This window comes from Aeromonas sp. 2692-1 (assembly GCF_013085505.1).
Classification (GTDB): Bacteria; Pseudomonadota; Gammaproteobacteria; order Enterobacterales; family Aeromonadaceae; genus Aeromonas; species Aeromonas hydrophila.
The window spans coordinates 381,414-405,846 of the sequence record NZ_CP038513.1 but is presented as its reverse complement, the minus strand read 5'-3'; the positions used below and the strand labels follow the sequence as shown (position 1 = coordinate 405,846).

The 24,433-nt window shown below is 60.6% G+C and carries 19 protein-coding genes and 1 pseudogene; 8 read left to right on the top strand and 12 right to left on the bottom strand.

Annotated elements, in window-relative coordinates; translation table 11 throughout:
* The first annotated feature begins 22 nt into the window (after positions 1–22).
* The 3 genes from secA to mutT all read left to right on the top strand — a co-directional run bounded on the left by secA (position 23) and on the right by mutT (position 4,424).
* Positions 23–2,743 carry a preprotein translocase subunit SecA gene (secA, locus tag E5E97_RS02125; protein WP_011707576.1) on the top strand — a complete coding sequence of 907 codons (2,721 nt, stop codon included), beginning with the start codon at positions 23–25 and terminating at the stop codon, positions 2,741–2,743.
* A 74-nt stretch (positions 2,744–2,817) separates the two neighbouring features.
* On the top strand, positions 2,818–4,002 hold the full coding sequence (locus E5E97_RS02120; RefSeq protein WP_171279821.1) for a tetratricopeptide repeat protein: 1,185 nt from the start codon (positions 2,818–2,820) through the stop codon (positions 4,000–4,002).
* Positions 4,003–4,010: 8 nt separating this feature from the next.
* On the top strand, positions 4,011–4,424 hold the full coding sequence (gene mutT, locus E5E97_RS02115) for an 8-oxo-dGTP diphosphatase MutT (protein ID WP_171279820.1): 414 nt from the start codon (positions 4,011–4,013) through the stop codon (positions 4,422–4,424).
* Positions 4,425–4,484: 60 nt separating this feature from the next.
* On the opposite strand, the gene yacG is transcribed toward mutT, so the two are convergent.
* The 9 genes and pseudogenes from yacG to E5E97_RS02070 all read right to left on the bottom strand — a co-directional run bounded on the left by yacG (position 4,485) and on the right by E5E97_RS02070 (position 12,119).
* A complete protein-coding gene (yacG, locus tag E5E97_RS02110; RefSeq protein WP_005305661.1) occupies positions 4,485–4,679 on the bottom strand; it encodes a DNA gyrase inhibitor YacG in 195 nt (64 codons plus the stop codon).
* 9 nt (positions 4,680–4,688) lie between these two features.
* The gene (zapD, locus tag E5E97_RS02105) at positions 4,689–5,411 is read right to left on the bottom strand and encodes a cell division protein ZapD (RefSeq protein WP_024945431.1); all 723 of its coding nucleotides are present in this window, start codon (positions 5,409–5,411) and stop codon (positions 4,689–4,691) included.
* 37 nt (positions 5,412–5,448) lie between these two features.
* Positions 5,449–6,063, bottom strand: coding sequence for a dephospho-CoA kinase (gene coaE / locus E5E97_RS02100; RefSeq protein WP_118880265.1), 615 nt, complete (start codon positions 6,061–6,063; stop codon positions 5,449–5,451).
* A gap of 19 nt (positions 6,064–6,082) precedes the next feature.
* Positions 6,083–6,955 carry an A24 family peptidase gene (locus E5E97_RS02095; RefSeq protein ID WP_118880267.1) on the bottom strand — a complete coding sequence of 291 codons (873 nt, stop codon included), beginning with the start codon at positions 6,953–6,955 and terminating at the stop codon, positions 6,083–6,085.
* Positions 6,956–6,977: 22 nt separating this feature from the next.
* Positions 6,978–8,219 (bottom strand): type II secretion system F family protein, encoded by a 1,242-nt coding sequence (locus E5E97_RS02090; RefSeq protein WP_118880269.1) that lies wholly within the window; start codon positions 8,217–8,219, stop codon positions 6,978–6,980.
* A gap of 115 nt (positions 8,220–8,334) precedes the next feature.
* Positions 8,335–10,040, bottom strand: a pseudogene (gene tapB, locus E5E97_RS02085) (PilB family type IVa pilus assembly ATPase TapB).
* Positions 10,041–10,046: 6 nt separating this feature from the next.
* Entirely contained in the window at positions 10,047–10,463 is a 417-nt protein-coding gene (locus tag E5E97_RS02080; protein ID WP_118882219.1) for a prepilin-type N-terminal cleavage/methylation domain-containing protein, read from the bottom strand.
* A gap of 322 nt (positions 10,464–10,785) precedes the next feature.
* Entirely contained in the window at positions 10,786–11,643 is an 858-nt protein-coding gene (nadC, locus tag E5E97_RS02075) for a carboxylating nicotinate-nucleotide diphosphorylase (RefSeq protein ID WP_171279819.1), read from the bottom strand.
* A 5-nt stretch (positions 11,644–11,648) separates the two neighbouring features.
* On the bottom strand, positions 11,649–12,119 hold the full coding sequence (locus E5E97_RS02070; RefSeq protein WP_171279818.1) for a TIGR02281 family clan AA aspartic protease: 471 nt from the start codon (positions 12,117–12,119) through the stop codon (positions 11,649–11,651).
* A gap of 147 nt (positions 12,120–12,266) precedes the next feature.
* Here E5E97_RS02070 and ampD point away from each other — a divergent pair, with 147 nt between their 5' ends.
* The 5 genes from ampD (at position 12,267) to lpdA (ending at position 20,211) form a co-directional block, all read left to right on the top strand.
* On the top strand, positions 12,267–12,839 hold the full coding sequence (gene ampD, locus E5E97_RS02065; protein WP_171279817.1) for a 1,6-anhydro-N-acetylmuramyl-L-alanine amidase AmpD: 573 nt from the start codon (positions 12,267–12,269) through the stop codon (positions 12,837–12,839).
* Positions 12,840–13,114: 275 nt separating this feature from the next.
* A complete protein-coding gene (pdhR, locus tag E5E97_RS02060; protein WP_011707564.1) occupies positions 13,115–13,879 on the top strand; it encodes a pyruvate dehydrogenase complex transcriptional repressor PdhR in 765 nt (254 codons plus the stop codon).
* 79 nt (positions 13,880–13,958) lie between these two features.
* Positions 13,959–16,619: a pyruvate dehydrogenase (acetyl-transferring), homodimeric type gene (gene aceE / locus E5E97_RS02055; RefSeq protein WP_011707563.1), complete on the top strand. Its 2,661-nt coding sequence runs from the start codon at positions 13,959–13,961 to the stop codon at positions 16,617–16,619.
* Positions 16,620–16,732: 113 nt separating this feature from the next.
* Positions 16,733–18,634 carry a pyruvate dehydrogenase complex dihydrolipoyllysine-residue acetyltransferase gene (gene aceF, locus E5E97_RS02050; RefSeq protein WP_171279816.1) on the top strand — a complete coding sequence of 634 codons (1,902 nt, stop codon included), beginning with the start codon at positions 16,733–16,735 and terminating at the stop codon, positions 18,632–18,634.
* A gap of 149 nt (positions 18,635–18,783) precedes the next feature.
* Positions 18,784–20,211 carry a dihydrolipoyl dehydrogenase gene (lpdA, locus tag E5E97_RS02045; protein WP_011707561.1) on the top strand — a complete coding sequence of 476 codons (1,428 nt, stop codon included), beginning with the start codon at positions 18,784–18,786 and terminating at the stop codon, positions 20,209–20,211.
* Positions 20,212–20,278: 67 nt separating this feature from the next.
* Here the strand turns inward: lpdA and E5E97_RS02040 are convergent, their stop codons facing one another.
* The 3 genes from E5E97_RS02040 to E5E97_RS02030 all read right to left on the bottom strand — a co-directional run bounded on the left by E5E97_RS02040 (position 20,279) and on the right by E5E97_RS02030 (position 24,292).
* A complete protein-coding gene (locus E5E97_RS02040; protein ID WP_011707560.1) occupies positions 20,279–20,461 on the bottom strand; it encodes a hypothetical protein in 183 nt (60 codons plus the stop codon).
* Between the two features lie 143 nt (positions 20,462–20,604).
* Complete coding sequence (locus E5E97_RS02035; protein WP_162901784.1) at positions 20,605–22,251, bottom strand: methyl-accepting chemotaxis protein; 1,647 nt, start codon at positions 22,249–22,251, stop codon at positions 20,605–20,607.
* A gap of 133 nt (positions 22,252–22,384) precedes the next feature.
* Complete coding sequence (locus E5E97_RS02030; protein ID WP_041216960.1) at positions 22,385–24,292, bottom strand: methyl-accepting chemotaxis protein; 1,908 nt, start codon at positions 24,290–24,292, stop codon at positions 22,385–22,387.
* Positions 24,293–24,433 lie beyond the last annotated feature (141 nt).

Here is a 24,433-nt window from a genome sequence, read left to right as displayed (position 1 = left end):
TAACCAGAAATAGTTGGTACCCATGATTAGCACACTGCTTACCAAGATTATCGGCAGCCGGAACGACAGAACGCTCAAGGCTCTGCGCAAAATTGTAAAACAGATCAATGCGATGGAGCCTCAGTTCGAAGCTCTGTCCGATGCACAGCTGCAGGCCAAGACGGCCGAGTATCGTCAGCGTCTGGAGCAGGGTGAGACACTGGAGCAGTTGCTGCCGGAGGCCTTTGCCACCGTGCGTGAAGCCTCTCGCCGGGTGTTCGGCATGCGTCACTTCGACGTCCAGCTGATCGGTGGCATGGTGCTGAACTCCAACCGCATCGCCGAGATGAAGACAGGTGAAGGTAAGACCCTCACCGCGACCCTGCCGGCCTACCTGAACGCCCTGAGCGGTCGTGGTGTGCACGTGGTGACCGTGAACGACTATCTGGCCAAGCGTGACGCCGAGGCGAACCGCCCGCTGTTCGCCTTCCTCGGCATGACAGTCGACTGCAACGTGCCCGGCATGGACGCGTCCCAGAAGCGTGACGCCTACGCCGCCGACATCACCTACGGTACCAACAACGAATTCGGTTTTGACTACCTGCGCGACAACATGGCGTTCTCGCCCGAGCAGCGCGTGCAGCGTCCGCTCAACTACGCGCTGGTGGATGAGGTGGACTCGGTGCTCATCGATGAAGCCCGTACCCCGCTCATCATCTCCGGCCCGGCCGAAGACAGCTCCGAGCTCTATATTCGCGTCAACAAGCTGATCCCGCTGCTGGTCAAGCAGGACAAGGAAGACTCTGAAGAGTACACCGGCGACGGCCACTACACGGTGGACGAGAAGAACCGTCAGGCATTGTTGACCGAAAACGGCCAGATCTTTGTGGAAGAGCTGCTCAAGAAAGAGGGGCTGTTGGCCGAGGACGACTCCCTGTTCTCCGCCACCAACATCAGCCTGCTGCACCACGTCAATGCCGGTCTGCGTGCTCACACCCTGTTTGAACGCAACGTCGACTACATCGTCCAGAAGGACGAAATCGTCATCGTCGACGAGCACACCGGCCGTACCATGCCGGGTCGTCGCTGGTCCGATGGTCTGCATCAGGCGGTCGAGGCGAAGGAAGGGGTCAAGATCCAGAACGAGAACCAGACCCTGGCCTCCATCACCTTCCAGAACTACTTCCGTCTGTACGACAAGCTGGCGGGCATGACGGGTACTGCAGATACCGAAGCTTTTGAATTCCAGCAAATTTATGGCCTGGATACCGTGGTTATCCCGACCAACAAGCCGATGGTGCGCAAAGACATGGGCGATCTGGTCTACCTGACCGCCAACGAGAAATATGCCGCCATCATCGAAGACATTCGCGGCTGCGTCGAGCGCGGCCAGCCGGTACTGGTCGGTACCGTCTCCATCGAGAACTCCGAGCTGCTCTCCGGCATCCTGACCAAGGAAAACATCCCGCACAAGGTGCTGAACGCCAAGTTCCACGCCATGGAAGCGGAGATCGTCGCCCAGGCCGGCCAGACCGGCGCCGTCACCATCGCCACCAACATGGCCGGTCGTGGTACCGACATTGTGCTCGGCGGCAACTGGCAGGCAGAGATTGCCCAGCTGGAGAACCCGACCGAGGCACAAATCGCCGAGCTGAAAGCGGCCTGGCAGGTGCGTCATGATGCGGTATTGGCCGCCGGTGGTCTGCACATCATAGGTACCGAGCGCCACGAATCCCGTCGTATCGACAACCAGCTGCGCGGCCGTTCCGGTCGTCAGGGCGATCCGGGTTCCTCCCGTTTCTACCTCTCCATGGAAGATACCCTGATGCGGATCTTCGCCTCCGATCGCGTCACCGGCATGATGAAGAAGCTGGGGATGGAAGAGGGCGAGGCCATCGAGCACCCGTGGGTGACCAAGGCGATCGAAAACGCCCAGCGCAAGGTGGAAGGTCGCAACTTCGACATCCGCAAGAGCCTGCTGGAGTTTGATGACGTGGCCAACGACCAGCGCAAGGTGGTCTACGAGCAGCGCAACGAGCTGCTGGACACCAGCGACATCTCCGAGACCATCCACGTCATCCGTGACGACGTCTATGGCGCCATCATCGACGAGTACATCCCGCCGCAGTCCCTGGAAGAGATGTGGGACGTGCCGGGTCTGGAAGCCCGCCTGAAGTCCGACTTCGCGCTGGATCTGCCGTTGCAGCAGTGGCTGGCGGAAGACGACAAGCTCTATGAAGAGAAGCTGCGCGAGCGCATCCTGGATGAAGCCACCAAACTCTATGCCCACAAGGAAGAGCTGGTCGGCAAGGAGGTGCTGCGCAACTTCGAGAAGGCGGTAATGCTGCAAACCCTGGACGGCCTGTGGAAAGAGCACCTGGCAGCCATGGATCACCTGCGTCAGGGCATCCATCTGCGCGGTTACGCCCAGAAGAACCCCAAGCAGGAGTACAAGCGCGAATCCTTCGATCTGTTCACCCAGATGCTGGAAACCCTCAAGCGCGACGTGGTCAGCATCCTGAGCCGGGTACAGGTTCAGGAGCGCGACGTGGAGGCGATGGAAGAGCAGCAGCGCCAGCAGGCCGAAGCCGCTCCCCGCACCTACACCCATGCCGCGGCCGACAACCAGCTGGCTGACGACGAGGCCCAGGCCGAAGCGGCCCCTGTTACCTTCGTGCGGGACGAGCAGAAGGTGGGACGCAATGACCCCTGCCCATGCGGCTCAGGCAAAAAATACAAGCACTGCCACGGTCAGTTGACCTGATAGCGCAATGACGATGATGCACCGCCTCCGGGCGGTGCATTCATTTCCGGCAGGCAAAGAAGGAGAGCCGTGCGATGAGCAAGATGCCGACAGGATGGGATATTACTGCCCACAACAGCTGGCTGGCGGGCCAGCGCCAGGTTGCCATCCAGCAACTGCTGGCCCGGCTCAACGGCAGCGTGGCCAAGCCGATTGCCTTGCAGCTGCAGTTTGCCTATTACCTCTTTCTGTGCGATGACCCGGCTTCCGCAGCGCAGGTGCTGGAGATGGCCCACAAGGCCGAACCCGCCAATGACGAGGTGCTGCGCAACCTCTGCGCTTGCTTGTCGCGGGCCGGTCAGTACGAGCTGGCAGTGGCACGCTTGCAGACCCTGCTGCAGCGCGCCCCCGACGATTTTCATGCGCTGGACGCCCTCTGCGCCTCGTTGGCCAAGCTGGATCGCTACGATGAGGCTGCCCAGGCGGGAACCCGCTCATTGACCCTGAAGGCCCGGTCGGCGGGCAAGGCGCCACCATCCTGGGCATTGCCTGTGGCAGAACCGGCCGTCTGGTTGGCCGATGGCAGTCGCAAGCCGGATGTCATCTCTTTTTCCCTGTGGGGCAGCGAGCCTCGCTATCTGCGGGGGGCCATCGACAATGTGCTGGCGGCGGCCTATCTCTACCCGGGCTGGCGGGTGCGTTTCTACGTGGATGAGAGCGTGCCGGCTGAGTTGCTGGCTTGCCTGCGGGAACACGGCGCCGAGGTGATGATGCAGTCTGCCGGTGAGCCTTTGCGTCAGCGTCTGTGCTGGCGCTTCCAGGTGGCCAATGATCCACTGGTGGGGCGCTTCCTGGTGCGGGATGTGGATTCGGTGCCGGGCGTGCGCGAGCTGCTGGCGGTACAGGAGTGGCTTGCATCGACGCGCTGGTTTCATATCATGCGCGACTGGTGGAGTCATACCGATCTGGTGCTGGCGGGGATGTGGGGCGGGGTGGCCGGCGTATTGCCGCCGTTGGCGCCCCTGCTCGAAGGTTATCAGCCCGATGTGATGGAGACGCCAAACATCGACCAATGGTTTTTGCGCGACCGGCTCTGGGGTTATCTCTCGCAGAGCTGTCTGGTGCACGATCGCTGCTTCACGCCGCCCGGTGCCATTCCCTGGCCGCAGCCCGCCCCTGGCGGGAGCGAACATGTGGGGCAGGATATCTTTACGGCACAAAGGGAGCCGCAGGCCCGTCGGCTGGCGCCCTGGATTGCCCGTTTGCCGTGTTTACGTTGAGGACAATGATGGAACAAAAGAAACGGATCTGGGTGGCGGTCGGCGTCATCGAGAACGAACGGGGCGATATCTTCATCGCCAAGCGCTCCGCCGATCGCCATCAGGGGGATCGCTGGGAGTTTCCCGGCGGCAAGGTGGAAGCCGGGGAGGATCTGCTTACCGCGCTGGATCGCGAACTGTGGGAAGAGATCGGGATCCGGGTACAGGATTGCGCCCCCTTCATGGAACTGCATCACGACTACCCGGACAAGCAGGTACTGCTGGATATCTGGAAGGTGACCCGCTTCAGCGGCGAGCCGTTCGGCAAGGAGGGGCAGGAGTGTCGCTGGGTGCCGCTGGCCTCGCTGCACGAGTATCACTTCCCCGACGCCAATGGCCCGATCGTGACGCGCCTGCAGGCATCACTGACCGCACAGGGCTGATGTGAATCGCAGTGCATACCAAAACAAAAAGGGCCGTATCGGCCCTTTTTGTTTGCTGGCTTACTGCCACTGCTCCCCTTCTTCGGGGTAGGGCAGCAGCTCCGGGTCTATTTCCCCCGGGATCCGCTTCTCCTCGTCGGCCCACTCGCCGAGATCGATCAGCTGGCAGCGCTTGCTGCAGAACGGGCGAAACGGACTTTGCGGACCCCATTCCAGCTCGGTTTGGCAGGTCGGGCACTTTACTTTGGTCACCATGAATACTCCTCAGCAGCAGGCAAGCTGGAAGGGAACATCACCGATCTGCTGCTCCGTGGTGGGCAGGAAACGCAGGGCGAACCGGTTCTTGTGGCCGCTCAGGGTGGGGTAGCACTGCTGGGTGCCGGTCAGACGGATGCGGATCAGCTCGGCGCTCTCGGCGGTATCCTGGAAGAAGCCGTTGACGGCAACCTGCTCGCTGAAGTTGCCGGACTCACGCCACAGCCGCAGCAGCAGGGAGATGGCGTTCATCAACAGGTTGATGTCGCTCAGCCACAGCTGCATCTGCTGATGACGGGCGATGGCCGGGGTAGCCAGCCAGTGGTGCAGTTGCGGCACGTCGAAGGCGCACAACCCGCCCGGAATGGAGAAGCGCTGGCGAATGGAGCCGAGCAGCCGATCCTCTTTGAGGCGGGCACCGGGACGTGGGGCACTCAGCAGGTTGCGGGAGAGCTGGGCGCTCTCCTGTTGCATCTGGCTGATCTGCTCCAGGTCGACATCGGGCAGGCTGGCCCAGTGGCTCAGGCGCTGGCCGAGGCGCTCCAGATCCTTGATCAGGTCGGCGCGCAGGTCGCCGCGTTCCAGCAACTCCTGCAGGTCGAACAGACCCTTGAAAAAGGCGATATGTGCCCAGGACTGGTCGCTCTCCAGATTGTCGCGGATCTGGGAAAACAGGGACTCCAGACGAAGATAGGTCCGGCTTTTTTCATTGAGGGGAAAATCGTAAATCATGCCTAATCCTGGCCAGCCATAAACCGGCCTAGTGTACTCACAGTTGGCGGGCTTGTTGAGAGGCAAATGCCAGATATGTCTCGTGCAGCGCTAAAATTCGGCTCTTTATCGCCTCGGGCGTGCCATTCTGGTTGTCCAGCACATCGTCGGCTGCCGCCAGCCGTTCGGCCCGGCTCGCCTGGGCGGCCAGGATGGCTTGGGCCTGCTCGCGGCTCACGCCGTCCCGGCGGCAGGTTCGTTCAATCTGGGTCGCCTCGTCCACGTCGATCACCAGTACCCGATTGGCCAGGGCAGTGAGCCGGTTTTCCACCAGCAAGGGCACTACCAACAAGCAATAGGGGGAACGAGCAGCCGCACACTGGCGCTGCATCTCGGTGCGAATGAGGGGGTGGAGCAGGGCGTTGAGCCAGCCCTTGGCCTGCGGGTCAGTGAAGACCCGCTCACGCAGCCGACGTCGATCGAGCTGGCCATCGGGGGTGATCACCTCTGAGCCAAAATGGGCGACGATGGCGGCGAGGGCCGGGGTACCAGGCTCGACTACCTCGCGGGCGATGACGTCCGCATCCACTACTTCGATGCCGAGCTCGGCAAATTGATTGGCAACCGTGGTCTTGCCGCTGCCAATTCCGCCGGTGATTGCGACTACATACATGGGTCAGTGCTGCCTTTGATCAGAGAAACGTCGTGAGGTACCATCGGGTGATGGTATCGCCCCACAGCAGCGCGATCCAGCCGGCGATGGCCAGGTAGGGACCGAAGGGGATGGGTTTGTTCTGATGATGGTTGCGCAGCAGGATGAGACCAATCCCGATGAAAGCGCCAACCAGCGATGAGAGCAGCAGCACGATGGGCAGTGCCTGCCAGCCGAGCCAAGCACCCAGCGCCGCCAGCAGCTTGAAGTCGCCATAGCCCATCCCTTCCTTGCCGGTCAGCAGCTTGAAGGCCCAGTAGAGGCTCCAGAGTACCAGATAGCCGGCCATGGCGCCGATCACCGCATCGGCCAGCGGCGCAAATCCCCCTGTCAGATTGAACAGCAGGCCACCCCACAGCAGTGGCAGGGTCAGCTGGTCCGGCAGAAGCATCTTGTCCAGATCGATGAAAGTGAGTGCCACCAGCACCCAGGTGAGCAGCAAGGCAGCCAGCAAGCCCCAGCCCGGTGGGTATGTTGCGGCGACGACCAGCGAGAGCAGGGCCGTCAGCAGCTCTACCAGAGGATAACGGGCCGAGATGGGGGCCTGGCATTCACGGCAGCGCCCCTTGAGCCAGAGCCAGCTGAGCAGGGGGATGTTCTCTATGGCCGTGATTGCGTGGCCGCAATGGGGGCAGGCAGAACGCGGTACCATCAGGTTGTAGCGTTCTTCCTGCTGCGGCTGTGTTTCCGGATTGAAATAGCCGAGATATTCGGCCTGCCACTCCCGCTCCAGCATGATGGGCAGGCGATGGATGACCACGTTGAGAAAACTGCCGATCATCAGAGAAAAGAGGAATACCAGCGAGAAATAGAGCCAGGGCAGGCTGTGAAAAACGTCAGTGATCAGCAACATTGAGTCTCGGATTGATGGGGGATCAGTGGATCACCGATCCCAGTTTGAAGATGGGCAGATACATGGCGACCACCATGCCGCCGACCAGCACCCCCAACACCACCATGATGAGAGGCTCCAGCAGGCTGGTGAGGCCGTCGACCAGATCGTCCACCTCCTGTTCGAAGATGGTGGCGACCTTGGAGAGCATATCATCGATGGCGCCAGACTCCTCGCCGATCATTACCATCTGGATCACCATGTCCGGGAACAGATCGACGGTGCGCATGGCCACGTTGATCTGCATGCCGGCCACCACCTCGTTACGAATGGCCATGACGGCAGTGCGGTAGACATAGTTGCCGGAGGCGCCTGCCGCAGAGACCAAGGCATCTACCAGCGGGATGCCGGCGGAGAAGGTAGTGGAGAGAGTGCGGGCGAAACGGGCCATGGCGGCCTTGTGCAATATCATGCCAACCACGGGGATGGTCAATATGAACTTGTCGGTGTTGTCCTTGACCTTCTGGGAGGCGCGCCAGGCGCGCACGTAGAGAAAGATGGCGATCGCTATGCCGCCAAAGATCACGTACCACCAGTTCTGCATGAAACGGGAGATGCCGATGACGAACTGGGTGAAGATGGGCAGCTCGGCGCCGAAACTCTTGAAGATGTCCTCGAACTGGGGAATGACAAACAGCAGCAGGATGGAGGTAACGACAATGGCCACCAATATGACCATGGTGGGGTAGAACATGGCTTTCTTGATCTTGGACTTGAGGGCTTCTGATTTCTCGCGATAGGTGGCGATGCGATCGTAGATGGTCTCCAGGGCGCCGGACTGCTCGCCAGCCTCCACTAGATCGCAGTAGAGATCGTCAAAGTGGCGGGGATGGCGGCGCAGCGCTTCGGACATAGGCGTGCCGGTCTCCACATCGGCGGCAATCTGGCCCATGAGCTCGCGCATGGCCGCCTTCTCGTGGCTGCGAGCGATGATCTGCAGGCTTTGGACCAGAGGTACGCCGGCTGACAGCATGGTGGTGATCTGGCGCGAGACGACGGCGATGTCCATCGGCTTGATCTTGGCGCCGCCCTTGGAGAAGAGCCCCTGGCTCTTCTTGCTCACCTTGGTGACGTTGACACCTTGCTTGCGCAGCTCTGCCTTGACCGTGTTGATGCTGTCGGCCTGCAATTCGCCGGAGACCTTCTGGCCCTTGCGATTTACCCCGCTCCAGCGAAAGGCGAAGACTTTCTTGGGGGCATTCTGTTTCTGGGTTAGCGTTGCCATCACTGCGTCCTGCAATGGGGCTCGGGTTGCTCATCATGAGGAGAAGCAGCCTCGGCCTGATGGAAATCGCCAGGGCCGGCGGCACCTGGATGAATCGGCTGAGCGATAGACTCTGTCAGTTGGTTGTTACCCGGTTTATCTCCGCCAGACTGGTCACCCCCAGGCGGGCCTTCTCTAGGCCGGAGGTGCGCAAGGTACGCATGCCTTCCTTCTGGGCGATGGCGGCAATCTGCAGAGAGTTGGCCCCCTGCATGATCAATTTTGCGATGTTTTCAGACATTAGCATGATTTCGTAGATGCCGACCCGGCCCTTGTAGCCACCCGAGCACTCTTTGCAGCCAACCGGTTTGAACAGCCGCAAGCCAGCGGCCAGCTGCTGCTGGGTAAAACCCAGCTCAAGCAGCTCAGCCTCGGGTACCACTTCGGGGCTTTGCAGTGATCGCACAGTTTGCGCGCCAGCCGCTGAGCCATGATCAGGGTGACCGAGGAGGCGATATTGAAGGCGGGTACCCCCATGTTCATCATCCGGGTCAGCGTTTCCGCCGCCGAGTTTGTGTGCAGGGTGGATAGTACCAGGTGGCCGGTCTGGGCGGCCTTGATGGCAATTTCAGCGGTCTCCAGATCCCGGATTTCACCTACCATGACCACATCGGGGTCTTGCCGCAAGAAAGAACGCAGGGCGCTGGCGAAGGTCAGTCCTGCCTTGGGATTGACTTGCACCTGATTGACGCCGGGCAGGTTGATCTCCACCGGATCTTCGGCTGTGGAGATATTGACCTCGGTGGTATTGAGAATATTGAGACCGGTATAGAGGGAAACCGTCTTGCCCGAACCGGTAGGGCCGGTCACCAAGATCATACCCTGAGGCTTCGAGAGGGCACGCAGGTATTGCGCTTTCTGCCGATCGTCAAAACCGAGCTGCTCGATATTGAGGCGTGCTGCGGAGGAGTCGAGCAGACGGATAACGATCTTTTCGCCCCACATGGTGGGCAGGGTATTGACCCGCATATCCATCGACTTGTTGCGCGAGAGCTTGAGCTTGATGCGACCATCCTGGGGCAGTCGCCGCTCGGCGATGTCGAGCCGTGCCATCACCTTGAGGCGGGCCGAGAAGCGGTTGGCCAGATTGACCGGTGGAGTCGCTATTTCATGCAAGATCCCGTCTATCCGAAAGCGGATGCGGTATTTGGTCTCATAGGGCTCGAAGTGAAGGTCGGAGGCTCCGCGCTTGATGGCATCCATCATGATCTTGTTGATGTATTTGACGATCGGTGCGTCATCGTCGGCCGTATTGACGCTTTCGTCGAGTCGTGACCCCTCGTCAGACACTTCCAGTTCGGAGATCTCGGACTCGTCGATATCCTCCATGCCGAGGGCATCTTGATCGCTCTCCATCAGCTTGCCGATGGCAGTGGTGAGTTTGTTCTCCTCGACCAGCAGCGCCTCGGTATGCAACCCGAAGCTGAAGCCAAAATCCTCCAGTGCCGAGACATTGGTGGGATCCGACATGGCGATATAGAGGGTGTGCCCTTGGGTGTAGATAGGGAGGACGTGATGTTTTTCAATCAGCTTCTGATTGAGGTATTTCTGCGGGATCTCGGCCAGGTCGAAGGCGGCAAGATCCAGCAGAGGTACCCCATATTCCAGTTCACAGAAGTCAGCCAGTGCCTTGCTGTCGAGTATTTCATTTTCGATCAGAAAGGTCACAAAAGGTTTGCGCTGGGCCTTGGCTTGGCTCAGATAGCGTTGTGAGTCGGACTCACTGAGCAGGGAAGAGGCGGCCAGGCTTAACGCCAGGCCGCTATTGGGGCTAGAGGTCATGCTATATCAGCAAACACCAGCAGCAATGCAGGTTGAGCTACTCACTACTGCCCAAGTTACCTGACCGTTACTACCTGTGCCGTCAAGAATATATGTGTATGCTACAGGAGCTACACCGGTTGCAGTAATACGGGCTGCACTTGCTGCCCCCGCCCCGACAGTCACACCACTAACATACCCGCTGGTGCCTGCTGCAGATGGAATACCCCCGCCACTGTTTTGGTCACACAATGACATGTCACCGCCAGTTTGGTAACAGACCTCGATTGCAGTTTTAAAAGCACCGGTTGCAGATACAACTTCGGTGAATTTGGCTTTTTGGGTATAGGTCTGGTAAGCCGGCAGCGCAACTGCAGCCAATATGGCGACGATCGCGACGACGATCATCAATTCGATAAGGGTGAAGCCTGATTGTTTCTTCATTTCAAATATCCTTTTTGTCCTTGGTTCCTGGGAAGTGCCGGTGGAAAACTATCCACACGTCAGTATCTTATCCGAGCTGTTTGACTTGGCAACAGAGGCCGGGGTCTTTGTTAACAATCTTTCTGTCATTTGCGAAAATTTTGATATAAATCATGGATGAAGAGTCCCTATCGACTCTTTTTTACTGGCGGGGATGGGTCCATCTCACACTCCTTTGCCGAGGGATCCTGCCTTAAAGAAAAGGCGCCCGTGGCGCCTTTTGCAAGTCCTTCATCTTGTTATATGTCAGCGACAAGACGGGGGAATGATGATGCCTCTGCGGCTAGATGAATCGCATGGAGAGATCCAGGGCGCGGACATGCTTGGTCAGGGCGCCGACCGAGATAAAATCGACGCCGGTGGCGGCATAGTCCGCCAGGGTATCCAGCGTGACATTGCCAGATACCTCCAGCTTGGCCCGGCTCTGATTGAGGGTAACCGCCTCGCGCATCATGGGAATGTCGAAGTTATCCAGCATCACTATGTCGGCGCCGGCAGCCAAGGCCTGCTCCAGCTCGACCAGAGATTCGACTTCCACCTCTACCGGTTTACCCGGGTTGAGACGGCGGGCTTCGTTGATTGCTTCAGCAATACCGCCACAGGCGAGAATGTGGTTCTCCTTGATGAGGTAAGCGTCGAACAGGCCGATCCTGTGGTTCTTGCCGCCGCCGCAGGTGACTGCGTACTTCTGGGCGCTGCGCAGTCCCGGCAGGGTCTTGCGGGTATCGAGCAGCCGACAATCGGTATCTGCCAGTTTGGCCACGTAGCGAGCGGTAAGAGAGGCCACTCCGGAGAGGGTCTGCACGAAGTTGAGGGCATTGCGCTCACCGGTCAGCAACACGCGGGCCGGGCCGTGCAGGCGAAACAGTTCCTGATTGGGGGAGAGCACTTCGCCATCTTGTACCAGCCATTCAACTCTGACTTCGCCACCAAGCTGGACAAACACCTCATCGACCCAGGGCTGGCCGCAAAATACGCCAGCCTCGCGGGTGATGACCCTGGCGCTGGCGAGGCGATCCGCCGGGATCAGCTGGGCCGTGATGTCAGCACTGGCATCCGGTTGATCCAGGGCGGTGAGGGCATCGCCCAAGTCTTCGAGTAGTGCGGCGCGCACGGCGCGGCGGATGTCCTGTTGTAGCATGCCTTTTATTCCTGCAAAGGTCTGAGCAGCAACTGCCGCTCCTTTTGAACCAGCTCCAGCCGGCCGAGGGCGTTCATGCCTACCAGCACCTCGTCGCCAGCCGCTGCCGGATTGATGAAGATGGCCAGATCGTACAAGGTCAGTGGTCCCATCGCCAGCGTTTCGATGGTGCCGTTGCCGACCCGGATAAAGCCGGCGGCCGTATTGACCTGGCTGCTGCCGCGGGCGGTCAGGCCAAGCCGCTCGGCGACCTGTTGTGGCACGGTAATGCGGGTTGCTCCGGTATCGAGCAGCAGTTGCACCGGCTGACCGTTGATGGCACCCTCCAGACGATAGTGGCCGCTGGCATCAGCCTTGAGCAGCAGGTCGCCGCTGGCGGTCACCGACGGCTGTTCGCGGGCATGAAAATAGAAGGTCAGCAATCCCATCAGGGAGAGCCAGGCCAGCAACCAGAAGCGGCGTGCCATCGGGTGCATATCCTTTCCTGAGTCGAGCAGAAGATGGCTCAGCCTACCACAGTTGCCCGTTGTCATGAGGCGACTGCGATGAGCCTGAGAGGTAGATCGCCTTGTTGCCCGTCCAGTGTTGCCAGATGCGCCATCCCATTGCAGAGCGAGTAGACAATGACTCAGCCTAAAATAGTTTTTTCCATTGATTCAGACGGTTGGTGTGAGCAAGCCCGCAAGGTGCCGTCACCGCACCACAACGAGCGGGCCACCCCGAGCGATATCTCCCTGCTGGTGGTGCATGGCATCAGCCTGCCGCCTGGCGAGTTTGGCGGTCCCTTCATCGATGATCTTTTCCTTGGGCGGCTCGATCCCGACGCTCACCCCTATTTTGCCGAAATCTATCAGCTGCGGGTCTCGGCGCACTGCCTGATCCGGCGCGACGGTGAGCTGGTGCAATATGTGCCGTTTGGTGCCAGAGCCTGGCATGCGGGAGTATCGAGTTGGCAGGGGCGAGAGGCCTGCAACGACTTTTCCATCGGGATCGAGCTGGAAGGGACCGATGAGCAGCCCTACACGGATGCACAATACGAGGCATTGGTCGGGCTCAGCCGAACCTTGTCTAGCCATTACCCCGCTATTACGGCGGATCGCATCGTCGGCCATTGCGACATAGCGCCGGGGCGCAAGACGGATCCGGGTGACAGTTTCGAATGGCCGCGCTACCGTCAGGCACTCAACTTTAAGTAATTATTCTAAAAATAAGTTTGTGTTTTTAAAACAATGGCTTGCCTTTATGGCAGGCCATTTTTTCTGGCTGTTGATCAAATGTTGCCTGTGAGCGATGTCAAAAATATTGGTCTGACCAATTTCTATGAGCTAAATCATAAATCCCTCTCTTTACCCCTTAAGTGGCAAGGTTGATTCTTGATTCAGATCATCTTTTGGGTGGACTTTTCCTATGCCCTCTGCTAATTTTCGCCCCATTCATGAAATTGGTAATACCAATTTAACAAAGCAGCCTCATGCCCTATCTCAAGATTACTCAACCCAAGTTGGCCGACGCCATTGTCGCCGAGCTGGAACAGATGATTCTGGAAGGCAGTTTGCAGCCGGGCCAGAAGTTGCCGCCCGAGCGGGAACTGGCCATCCAGTTTCAGGTGTCGCGCCCCTCGCTGCGCGAAGCCATCCAGCGCCTCGAGGCAAGAGGACTCTTGTATCGTCGTCAGGGCGGCGGCACTTACGTACAAAACGCCTTGAGCAAAGGGATCGCCGATCCCCTGTTCGAGCTGCTCAGCACTCACCCGGAAGCCCAGTATGACCTGCTGGAGTTTCGCCACGCACTGGAAGGCATCTGCGCCTACTATGCTGCGTTACGGGGTACGGACGCCGATTTCGAGCGCATCCGTCAGGTGCAGTCCGCCATCGAGGAGGCCGGCCAGCAAGGCTCGCTGGTCAGCGAATCCGCTGCCGTCACCCAGTTCTATCTGGCGGTGGCCGAGGCGTCCCACAACGTGGTGCTGCTGCATCTGCTGCGGGCCATGGGCCCCATGCTTGAGCAGAACATTTTACGCAATAACGAAATTCTGAATCGCCGTCCGGGAGTGGTCGCCAAGATCCGTCGCCATCGCGCGCATCTGATCGAGGCTATCCTGTCGGGGGCTCCGGAGCGGGCCAGGGCAGCTTGTCATGAGCACCTGGCCTTTATCGAGGACACCTTGTTGGATATGCAGAGGGAAGACAGCCGGATCCAGCGATCCATGCGTCGGATCCGTCAGCAGGAAAACTAATCCCACAAGGCTTTATTGTCGAATGCTTGCGCCCTTCGCCGTGCAATGCCGTGCAATCACAACAAAATAGGAACCAGCCATGTCTGATATCCTGAAGAACGATGTGGACCCGATAGAAACGCTGGAGTGGCTTGCCTCTCTGGAATCCCTGCTGCGTGAAGAGGGTCCCCAACGCGCTCAGTTCATCCTTGAACAGTTGGCCGAGAAAGCCCGCGCAAGCGGTGTGGACGTGGCTGCCAAGGCAAACCGCGATTACATCAACACCATCCCGTCCAGCGAAGAGCCGGACTACCCGGGCGACCTGGAGATGGAGCGCCGCATTCGCGCTATCATCCGCTGGAACGCCATGATGATCGTGTTGCGCGCTTCCAAGAAAGACCTGGACCTGGGTGGTCACATGTCTTCCTTCGCTTCTTCCGCGACCATCTACGAAGTCTGCTACAACCACTTCTTCCGCGCTCGCAGCGAGAAGGACGGTGGCGACCTGGTCTACTTCCAGGGTCACATCTCCCCGGGTATCTATGCTCGTGCCTTCGCCGAAGGTCGTCTGACCGAAGAGCAGCTGGACAACTTCCGCCAGGAAGTGGATGGCAAGGGTATCCCTTCCTACCCGCACCCGAAACTGATGCCGGACTTCTGGCAGTTCCCGACCGTTTCCATGGGTCTGGGCCCCATCGCCGCCATCTATCAGGCTCGCTTCCTGAAGTACCTGACCGACCGTGGCATCAAGGATTGCTCCGAGCAGACCGTTTACGCCTTCCTGGGTGACGGCGAGATGGACGAGCCGGAAGCCAAGGGCGCCCTGACCGTTGCCGTGCGTGAAAAGCTCGACAACCTGGTGTTCGTGGTCAACTGCAACCTGCAGCGTCTGGATGGTCCGGTTGTCGGCAACGGCAAGGTCATCAACGAGCTGGAAGGCCTATTCTCCGGCGCCGGCTGGGATGTCACCAAGGTGATCTGGGGTCGCAAGTGGGATGAGCTGCTGAAGAAAGACACTTCCGGCAAGCTGATCCAGCTGATGAACGAGACCGTGGACGGTGACTACCAGACCATGAAGTCCCGCGATGGCGGCTACGTGCGCGAGCACTTCTTCAACCGTTACCCGGAAACCGCCGCGCTGGTCAAAGACATGACCGACGAGGAGATCTTCGCCCTGAACCGCGGTGGTCACGATCCTCGCAAACTGTTCGCCGCCTTCTCCAAGGCTGCGGCGACCAAGGGCAAGCCGACCGTGATCCTGGCCAAGACCATCAAGGGTTACGGCATGGGTGAAGCGGCCGAAGGCAAGAACATCGCTCACCAGGTCAAGAAGATGGATCTGGGCTCCGTGCGTCACCTGCGCGATCGTTTCAACCTGCCGGTCACCGACGAGCAGCTGGAAACCCTGCCGTACCTGAAGATCGAAGAGGGTACCGAAGAGCACAAGTACCTGCACGCCCGCCGTGCCGCGCTGAAGGGCTATGTACCGACCCGTCTGCGCGAGAGCACCACCAAGCTGGAAATCCCGGCGCTGGATGCTTTCGGTCCGCTGCTGGGTGAACAGGCGCGCGAAATCTCCACCACCATGGCGTTCGTGCGTTCCCTGAACGTGATGCTGAAAGACAAGTCCATCGGCAAGCGCATCGTCCCGATCCTGGCTGACGAAGCCCGTACCTTCGGGATGGAAGGTCTGTTCCGCCAGATCGGTATCTACAGCCCGCACGGTCAGCAGTACACCCCGCAAGACCGCGACATCGTCTCCTACTACAAGGAAGACAAGCAGGGTCAGGTTCTGCAAGACGGCATCAACGAGCTGGGCGCCATGTCCTCCTGGCTGGCTGCTGCGACCTCTTACAGCACCAACGATTGCCCGATGATCCCGTTCTACATCTACTACTCCATGTTCGGCTTCCAGCGGATCGGCGACATGGCGTGGGCAGCCGGTGACCAGCAAGCCCGTGGCTTCCTGCTGGGTGCGACCTCCGGTCGTACTACCCTGAACGGCGAAGGTCTGCAGCACGAAGATGGTCACAGCCACATTCTGGCCAACACCATCCCGAACTGCGTCTCCTACGACCCGTCCTACGCCTATGAAGTGGCGGTGATCGTACAGGATGGTCTGCGTCGCATGTACGGTGAGAAGCCGGAGAACGTCTTCTACTACATCACCACCCTGAACGAGAACTACGCCATGCCGGCCATGCCGGAAGGTGCCGAGGAAGGTATCCGCAAGGGTATCTACAAGCTGGAAACCGTGGCCGGCACCAAGGCCAAGGTACAGCTGCTGGGTTGTGGTTCCATCCTGGGTCACGTGCGCACCGCCGCCCAGATCCTGGCCAGCGAGTACGGCATCGGTTCCGACGTGTTCAGCGTCACCTCCTTCAACGAGCTGGCTCGTGACGGTCAGGACGCGGATCGCTGGAACATGCTGCACCCGAACGCCGATGCTCGCGTACCGTACATCGCTCAGGTACTGGGCAGCGAAGCCACCATCGCCGCGACCGACTACATGAAGTCCTTCGCCGATCAGGTGCGTGCTTTTGTACCGACCGAGAACTACCGCGTGCTGGGTACCGACGGTTACGGCCGTTCCGACAGTCGTGCCAACCTGCGTCGTCACTTCGAAGTGAACGAATTCTACGTGGTGGTTGCTGCCCTGACCGAACTGGCCAAGCGCGGCGAGGTAGACAAGCAGGTTGTGGCTGACGCCATCGCCAAGTACGGCATCGATGCCGACAAGGTCAACCCGCTGTACGCGTAAGAGGATCAAGTGTCGTGCCGGGACTCGCTGCCCGGCACGACCTTGCAAAGGTTAACGCGAGAGACGCGTGACAGCAGTCGGTCACGCGGATGCACGCAAGAGGATAAAGCACAATGTCCAAACAGATTATGGTGCCGGATATCGGCGCCGATGAAGTTGAAGTCACCGAGATCATGGTGGCCGTGGGTGACAAGGTCGAACTCGATCAGTCCATCATCGCGGTAGAAGGCGACAAGGCCTCCATGGAAGTACCGGCCCCGTCCGCCGGTATCGTCAAAGAGATCCTGATCAAGGTGGGTGACAAGGTTGCCACCGGTTCCCAGATCATGATCTTCGAAGCCGAAGGTGCTGCCGCACCTGCGCCAGTTCAGGCCGCTGCACCGGTTGCAGCCGCACCGGCCGCTGCTCCTGCTGCTGCCGCTCGCAAAGACGTGCACGTGCCGGACATCGGTGACGACGAAGTGGACGTGACCGAGATCATGGTTGCCGTGGGCGACATGGTTGAAGCCGACCAGTCCATCATCGCCGTGGAAGGTGACAAGGCCTCCATGGAAGTGCCGGCACCGTTCGCGGGCCGCGTGGTCGAGATCAAGGTTGCTGCTGGCGCCAAGGTCTCTACCGGTTCTCTGGTGATGGTCTTTGAAGTGGCTGGCGCCGCTCCTGCCGTTGCTGCTGCACCGACCCAGGCTGCCGCTCCCGTGGCTGCTGCCCCGGTTGCCGCCGCTGCCAAAGAGGTCAACGTACCGGATATCGGTGGCGACGAAGTCGAAGTCACCGAGATCATGGTCGCCGTGGGTGACAAGGTTGAAGCCGACCAGTCCCTGATCGCCGTGGAAGGTGACAAGGCCTCCATGGAAGTGCCTGCGCCGTTCGCCGGTGTGGTTAAAGAGATCAAGGTGAAGGCGGGTGACAAGGTCTCCACCGGTTCCCTGATCATGGTATTCGAAGTGGCTGGTGCTGCTCCGGCCGCCGCAACTGCCCCGGTTGCTCAGGTTGCCGCCCCGGTCGCCGCTGCCCCTGTTGCCGCTGCTCCGGCTCCGGTTGCCCAGGCTGCTGCCGCCTCCGACTTCGTTGCCAACGATGCCTACGTACACGCCTCTCCGGCCGTGCGCCGTCTGGCTCGTGAGTTCGGTGTCAACCTGGCCAAGGTGAAAGCCTCCGGTCGCAAGGGCCGCATCGTCAAAGAAGACGTGCAAGCCTACGTGAAGGATGCGGTCAAGCGCGCCGAGTCCGCTCCAGCTGCAGGTACCGGTACTGGCAACGGTAACGGCATGAGTGTGCTGGCGTGGCCGAAGGTCGATTTCAGCAAGTTCGGTGATGTGGAAGAGGTCGATCTGACCCGCATCCAGAAGATCTCCGGTCCGAACCTGCACCGCAACTGGGTCATGATCCCTCATGTCACCCAGTTCGACGAAGCCGATACCACCGAGCTGGAAGCGTTCCGCAAAGAGCAGAACGCGATGCTCGAGAAGCAGAAGGCTGACGTGAAGATCACCCCGCTGGTGTTCATCCTGAAAGCCGCCGCCAAGGCACTGGAAGCCCATCCGCGCTTCTGCAGCTCCCTGTCCGAAGATGGCAGCAAGCTGATCATGAAGAAGTACATCCATATCGGTGTGGCGGTGGATACCCCCAACGGTCTGGTTGTGCCCGTGGTGCGTGACGTCAACAAGAAGGGCATCATGGAGCTGTCTCGCGATCTGGCCGAGATCTCCAAGAAGGCCCGTGCCGGCAAGCTGACCGCTGCCGACATGCAGGGCGGTTGTTTCACCATCTCCAGCCTGGGTGGCATCGGCGGTACCAGCTTTACCCCGATCGTCAACGCGCCGGAAGTGGCCATCCTCGGTGTCTCCAAGTCCGAGATGAAGCCGAAGTGGAACGGCAAAGAGTTCGCGCCGCGCCTGATGCTGCCGCTGGCCCTGAGCTACGACCACCGCGTCATCGATGGTGCCGATGGAGCTCGCTTCATCACCACCATGAACGGCGTACTGTCCGACATCCGTCGACTGGTCCTGTAAGTGAGAGGGCGGGCCCAGAGCCTGCCCTTTTTACTTCTCATTTCGTTAACAGGATTGTAAACTTGCCCCGTTTTTTTCACGGCTGCAGCCGCCTCGTTCTGGTTTAAGACTGCGCTGTCCGGGGATATAAGAACGACAAAGAGGTCATGATGAGTAAAGAAATCAAAACCCAGGTCGTAGTACTGGGTGCTGGCCCTGCCGGTTATTCCGCTGCCTTCCGTGCGGCTGACTTGGGTCTGGATACCATTATCGTCGAGCGTTACTCCACCCTGGGTGGCGTCTGCCTGAACGTGGGTTGCATCCCGTCCAAGGCGCTGCTGCACGTCGCCAAAGTCATTGAAGAAGCCAAGGCGCTGGCCGAGCACGGCATCGTCTTCGGTGCCCCGCAGACCGACATCGACAAGATCCGTCTGTGGAAAGAGAAAGTCATCAACCAGCTGACCGGCGGTCTGGCTGGCATGGCCAAGATGCGTAAAGTACAGGTTGTTAACGGCTTCGGTAAGTTTACTGGCCCGAACACGCTCGAAGTGACCGGGGAAGACGGCAAGACCACCGTGACCTTCGACAACGCCATCATCGCTGCCGGTTCCCGTCCGGTGAAGCTGCCGTTCATCCCGCATGATGATCCGCGCGTATGGGACTCTACCGATGCGCTGGAGCTGACTACCGTTCCTGGCAAGCTGCTGGTTATCGGTGGTGGCATCATCGGCCTGGAGATGGGTACCGTGTACTCCTCCCTGGGTTCCGAGATCGACGTGGTGGAATTTGCCGACCAGCTGGTACCGGCTGCCGACAAAGACATCGTCAAGATCTACACCAAGCGCGTGGCCAAGAAGTTCAACATCATGCTGGAGACCAAGGTCACCGCAGTTGAAGCCCGTGAAGACGGCCTGTACGTCTCCTACGAAGGCAAGCACGCCCCGGCCGAGCCGGTTCGTTACGACAACGTGCTGGTTGCCGTAGGTCGTGTGCCGAACGGCAAGATGCTGGATGCCGAGAAGGCCGGCGTTGCCGTGACCGAGCGCGGTTTCATCGAAGTGGACAAGCAGCTGCGTACCAACGTGGCGCACATCCACGCCATCGGTGACATCGTTGGTCAGCCGATGCTGGCTCACAAAGGTGTGCACGAAGGCCACGTGGCTGCCGAAGTCATCGCCGGCAAGAAGCACTACTTCGACCCGAAAGTGATCCCGTCCATCGCCTACACCGAGCCAGAGATGGCCTGGGTTGGTCTGACCGAGAAGGAAGCCAAGCAACAAGGGCTGAACTTCGAAGTCGCCACCTTCCCGTGGGCGGCTTCCGGTCGCGCCATCGCGTCCGACTGCTCCGACGGCATGACCAAGCTGATCTTCGACAAGGAGAGCGGCCGCGTCATCGGTGGTGCCATCGTGGGTACCAACGGTGGTGAACTGCTGGGTGAAATCGGTCTGGCCATCGAGATGGGTGCCGACGCCGAAGACATCGCGCTGACCATCCACGCTCACCCGACTCTGCACGAGTCCGTGGGTCTGGCTGCCGAAGTGTTCGAAGGCTCCATCACCGACCTGCCGAACGCCAAGGCCAAGAAGAAGAAGTAATTCGCTTCTGCCTGTAAAAAAGCCGCTCAATCGAGCGGCTTTTTGTTTTTCAGCGTCTGCTGGCGGTTTAGCAGCGCCCTTTCTTGGCCTGCCCAGGCGGACAGAAGGTGCCGTAGCCCCCTCGATCCCCATCGCTGACCCGGATCCGGGTATCGTCCACGCTCACGTCGGCGCCGTGTACCCGCACCGGCCCGCTGCTGCAGGCGCTGAGCAGACCGCTCAGCAAGATCATCACTACCAGCTTGCCCATAACTCCTCCTCTCATTTTCCTGATTATGGGGCATTTTCAGGGGCGGGTGGCGGCGGCGCAAAGCCCCTGCGTCACGGCCTGCCGTGGTGGCGACAGAGGGCGCCGCAGCGCCCTCTGGCAAGTGGTGCCAAGGCAGCCAGAGGCTACAGACGGAAGTGGCCGACCAGCTTGTCCAGCTCGCCGGAGAGCTGCTGCAGGCCACGACTGGCATCGGTCAGCTGGTGGGCAATGTCGGCGGTCTCCATGGTGAGCTGGTTGATGTCCTCCACGTTGCGGTTGAGTTCGCCCACCACACTCGACTGCTCTTCGGTGGCGGTGGCGACCTGGATGTTCATGTCGTTGATCTGGGTGATATGGGCGGTGATCTGGCCGAGCGCGCCGTTGGCCTCGTCAGCCTGGGTCACGACGGCGAGACTCTGGCTGCGGCCCTGGGTCATGGCACTGACGGCGCGGGCACTCTGTTCCTGCAACCGGTTGATCATGCCCTGGATCTCGGCGGTGGAGGCGGCGGAGCGGTTGGCGAGGTTGCGCACCTCGTCGGCCACCACCGCGAAGCCGCGACCCTGCTCCCCGGCGCGGGCCGCCTCGATGGCGGCGTTGAGTGCCAGCAGGTTGGTCTGCTCCGAGATGCTGCGGATGGTCTCCAGAATGCTGCCGATGGAGTCGGTCTGGGTCGCCAGCGACTCGATCACCCCGGCGACCTGTGCAATCTCGTCGGAGAGACCGACGATGCCGTGGCGCGCCTGGGCGACCACGCCGGCACCCGCATCCGCCTGCTCGTTGGCCTGTCTCGCCACTTCTGCGGCGAGGGAGGCGTTGCCGGCGATCTCGGTGACGGTGGCACCCATCTGGTGGATGGCGGTGGCCACCTGCACGGTGCGGTCGCGCTGGGCGGTACAGTTCTGCTGTGTCAGCTGGGCCTTGGCGGCCACCTCGTCGGCCGTGGCGGCCAGCTGGTGGGAGTTGCGGGCCACCTGCTCGATGGCGCTGTGGATCTTGCTGACGAAGTGATTGAAGCTCACCGTGATCTCCGCCAGCTCGTCATGGCCGTTCAGCTGGGCACGGGAATCCAGCGCCAGGTGTTCGGCGGCATAGCCGATGTACTGCTGCAGGAAGCCGACCCGGCGCTTGAGGTTCATCAGGATGAGTACCGAGACCAGCAGCGAGATGAGGATGGCGCCGGTGATGATGCTGATCATCTGCAGCCGCCCGCTGGCATAGCTCTGTTCACCGAGCTGATGGCGCTGCTGGGCCTGCTGGATCAGGCCATCGAGCAGGGCGTTGGCATCCTTGCGCATGGTGCCGTAGGTGACGGTATAGCGATCCCGATAGATGCCCCTTGCCGCTTCCATGTCGCCCTGTTCCAGCGCCTGCAGCATGGGAGCCAGCTCGTTGCTCGCCATTCCCTCGAACTGGCTGAGCAGCTGCTGGGCATTGGCTTTGGCGGCGGGGTCGGTCTGGGCGGTGACGGCCTGTTGCATGGCCTGACGCATCTCGGGAATATCCTCCTCCCGGCTCTCCTTGACCCGGGTGATCACCCCCTTCGCATCCTTGAGGGAGGTATCCTGCAGCAGCATCATGTCGATGCCGACCCGCATGCGGGGAATGCGCGAGACCACCTCCGCCATGGCGCGCATGGGGGTGGCGGTGTTCTGGTAAAGCTCGGTGGATTGTTGCTGGATGGTGCCCATGCTCTTGAGGCTGGCACCGCCCACCAGCAGCAGGGCGAGACAGGGCACGGTGACAGCCAGGATCAGCTGCAATTTGAGCGTCAGTTTACCTTCTAGCATGGGGTTTCCTCGCTGATCATGACGATGTGAATTATCAGAGTATAAATCGACGGATTTGGCGCCAACTTGAGTTTTTGTTAACAAACGACCAACAAAAAGGGGCGCCATAGCGCCCCTTATGATGTCAGAAGTCTTAGAGCCGGAAGTTGCCGACCAGCTTGTCCAGTTCGCCGGAGAGGTGCTGCAGGCTGCGGCTCGACTCGGTCAGCTGGTGGGCGATGTCGGCGGTCTCCATGGTGAGCTGGTTGATGTCTTCCACGTTGCGGTTGATCTCACCCACCACGCTCGACTGCTCTTCGGTGGCGGTGGCGACCTGGATGTTCATGTCGCTGATCTGGGTGATGTGGGCGGTGATCTGGCCGAGGGCGCCGTTGGCCTCATCAGCCTGGGTCACCACTTCCAGACTCTGGTTGCGGCCCTGGGCCATGGCGCTGACGGCGCGGGCGCTCTGCTCCTGCAGCCGGTTGATCATGCCCTGGATCTCGGCGGTGGAGGCGGCGGAGCGGCTGGCGAGGTTGCGTACCTCGTCGGCCACCACCGCGAAGCCACGTCCCTGCTCCCCGGCGCGGGCAGCCTCGATGGCGGCGTTGAGCGCCAGCAGGTTGGTCTGCTCCGAGATGCTGCGGATGGTGTCGAGGATGCTGCCGATGGAGTCGGTCTGGCTGGCCAGCGACTCGATCACCCCGGCCACCTGTTCAATCTCGCCGGAGAGGCCGACGATGCCGTGACGGGCCTGGGCGACCACCAGGGCGCCGGCGTCGGCCTGTTCGTTGGCCTGCTTGGCCACATCGGCCGCCAGCGAGGCATTGCCGGCGATTTCGCTCACGGTGGCGCCCATCTCGTGGATGGCGGTGGCCACCTGCACGGTGCGATCCCGCTGGGCGGTGCAGTTGTGCTGGGTCAGCTGGGCCTTGGCGGCCACCTCGTTGGCGGTGGCGGCGAGCTGGCGGGAGTTGCTCGCCACCTGCTCGATGGAGCCGTGGATCTTGGCGACGAAGTTGTTGAAGCCCGTGGCCACCTGGGCCAGTTCATCTCGCCCCTCCACCTTGAGGCGCTGGGTCAGATCGCCGTCACCGCTGCCGAGTTCGCGGAACAGGCGGGCCAGCTGGTTGAGCGGGCGGCTGACCGAGCCTGCCAGCAGCATGCCGAGCAGCCCCATGCCGGCGGCGATGGCCAGGCTCACCAGCAGGATGTGCAGGCGGGCTCGGTCCAGCTCGGCATAGATCTCCGCTTCCGGCACCTGGGCCACCAGATACCAGTCGAGCAGCGGAATGTAGCTGCTGGCCAGCACCACCGGCTGGCCGTCGATCTCGGCGTGGGTGGCAGCAAAGGGCTGCTTGTTCAGCAGGTTGCCGCTGCCGCTTGCCAGCTGGGCCAAGCTGTCACGGTCGATGCGGCTGGCGTCGGGGTGCAGCTTCACCTTGCCGCTGCCGTCGGTCATGAACACGAAGCCGCTGTCGCCGATGCGGAAGTTGGCGAGCATGCTGACCATGCTGTCGAGGGACTTGGCGAGGCCGGCGAGGCCGCGGCCATTGAGCTGCTGGAAGTTGACGAACAGCTTCACCTCGCCGTTGCTCTCGCGAAAGATGCTGAGCATCAGGTCTTGCTGGCTCTTGGTGTAGCCGTAGAACCAGGCATCCTGCTCCGGGGTGAGGTTGCGCAGGAAGCCATCCTGGTTGTAGTAGGCGGCGCTCTGGCGATCGGCAAAAGAGGCGGTGACCAGCCCGTACTGGGCTGCCATGTCTTTGAGCTGGTCGATCAGGATCGACTCCTGCTCCTTGGGCATGCCGCGGGCCACCCAGTCCAGCACGAAGCGATCGTTGGCCAGCTGTCTGGCGGCGCCGGCGACCGAGGTGAGATCCTTCTCGATCTCCTTGCCGATGCGCTGGGTCAGGTTGGGTAGCTCCTGCTCGAACATGCGGCTTTCGATCAGCTGCTGCGCCGAGCGCTGGCTGAAGTAGCCTACCAGCAGGCAGGAGAGCACCACGGCCAGGGTGACCGTAGCCAGGATTTTCTGTTTGAGTGTCAGGCTTGCAAGCATAGGAGTGACTCGGGTGTGTGAACACGGGATTGAGGACATATTAGCGGCAGCCCGGCGTCACCCTTGATAGGCCGACCCACTTTATTGACGGATTACGTTTGCGCTCACATCGCCGCATGGGCGGCCAGCGTCGCAATGCGT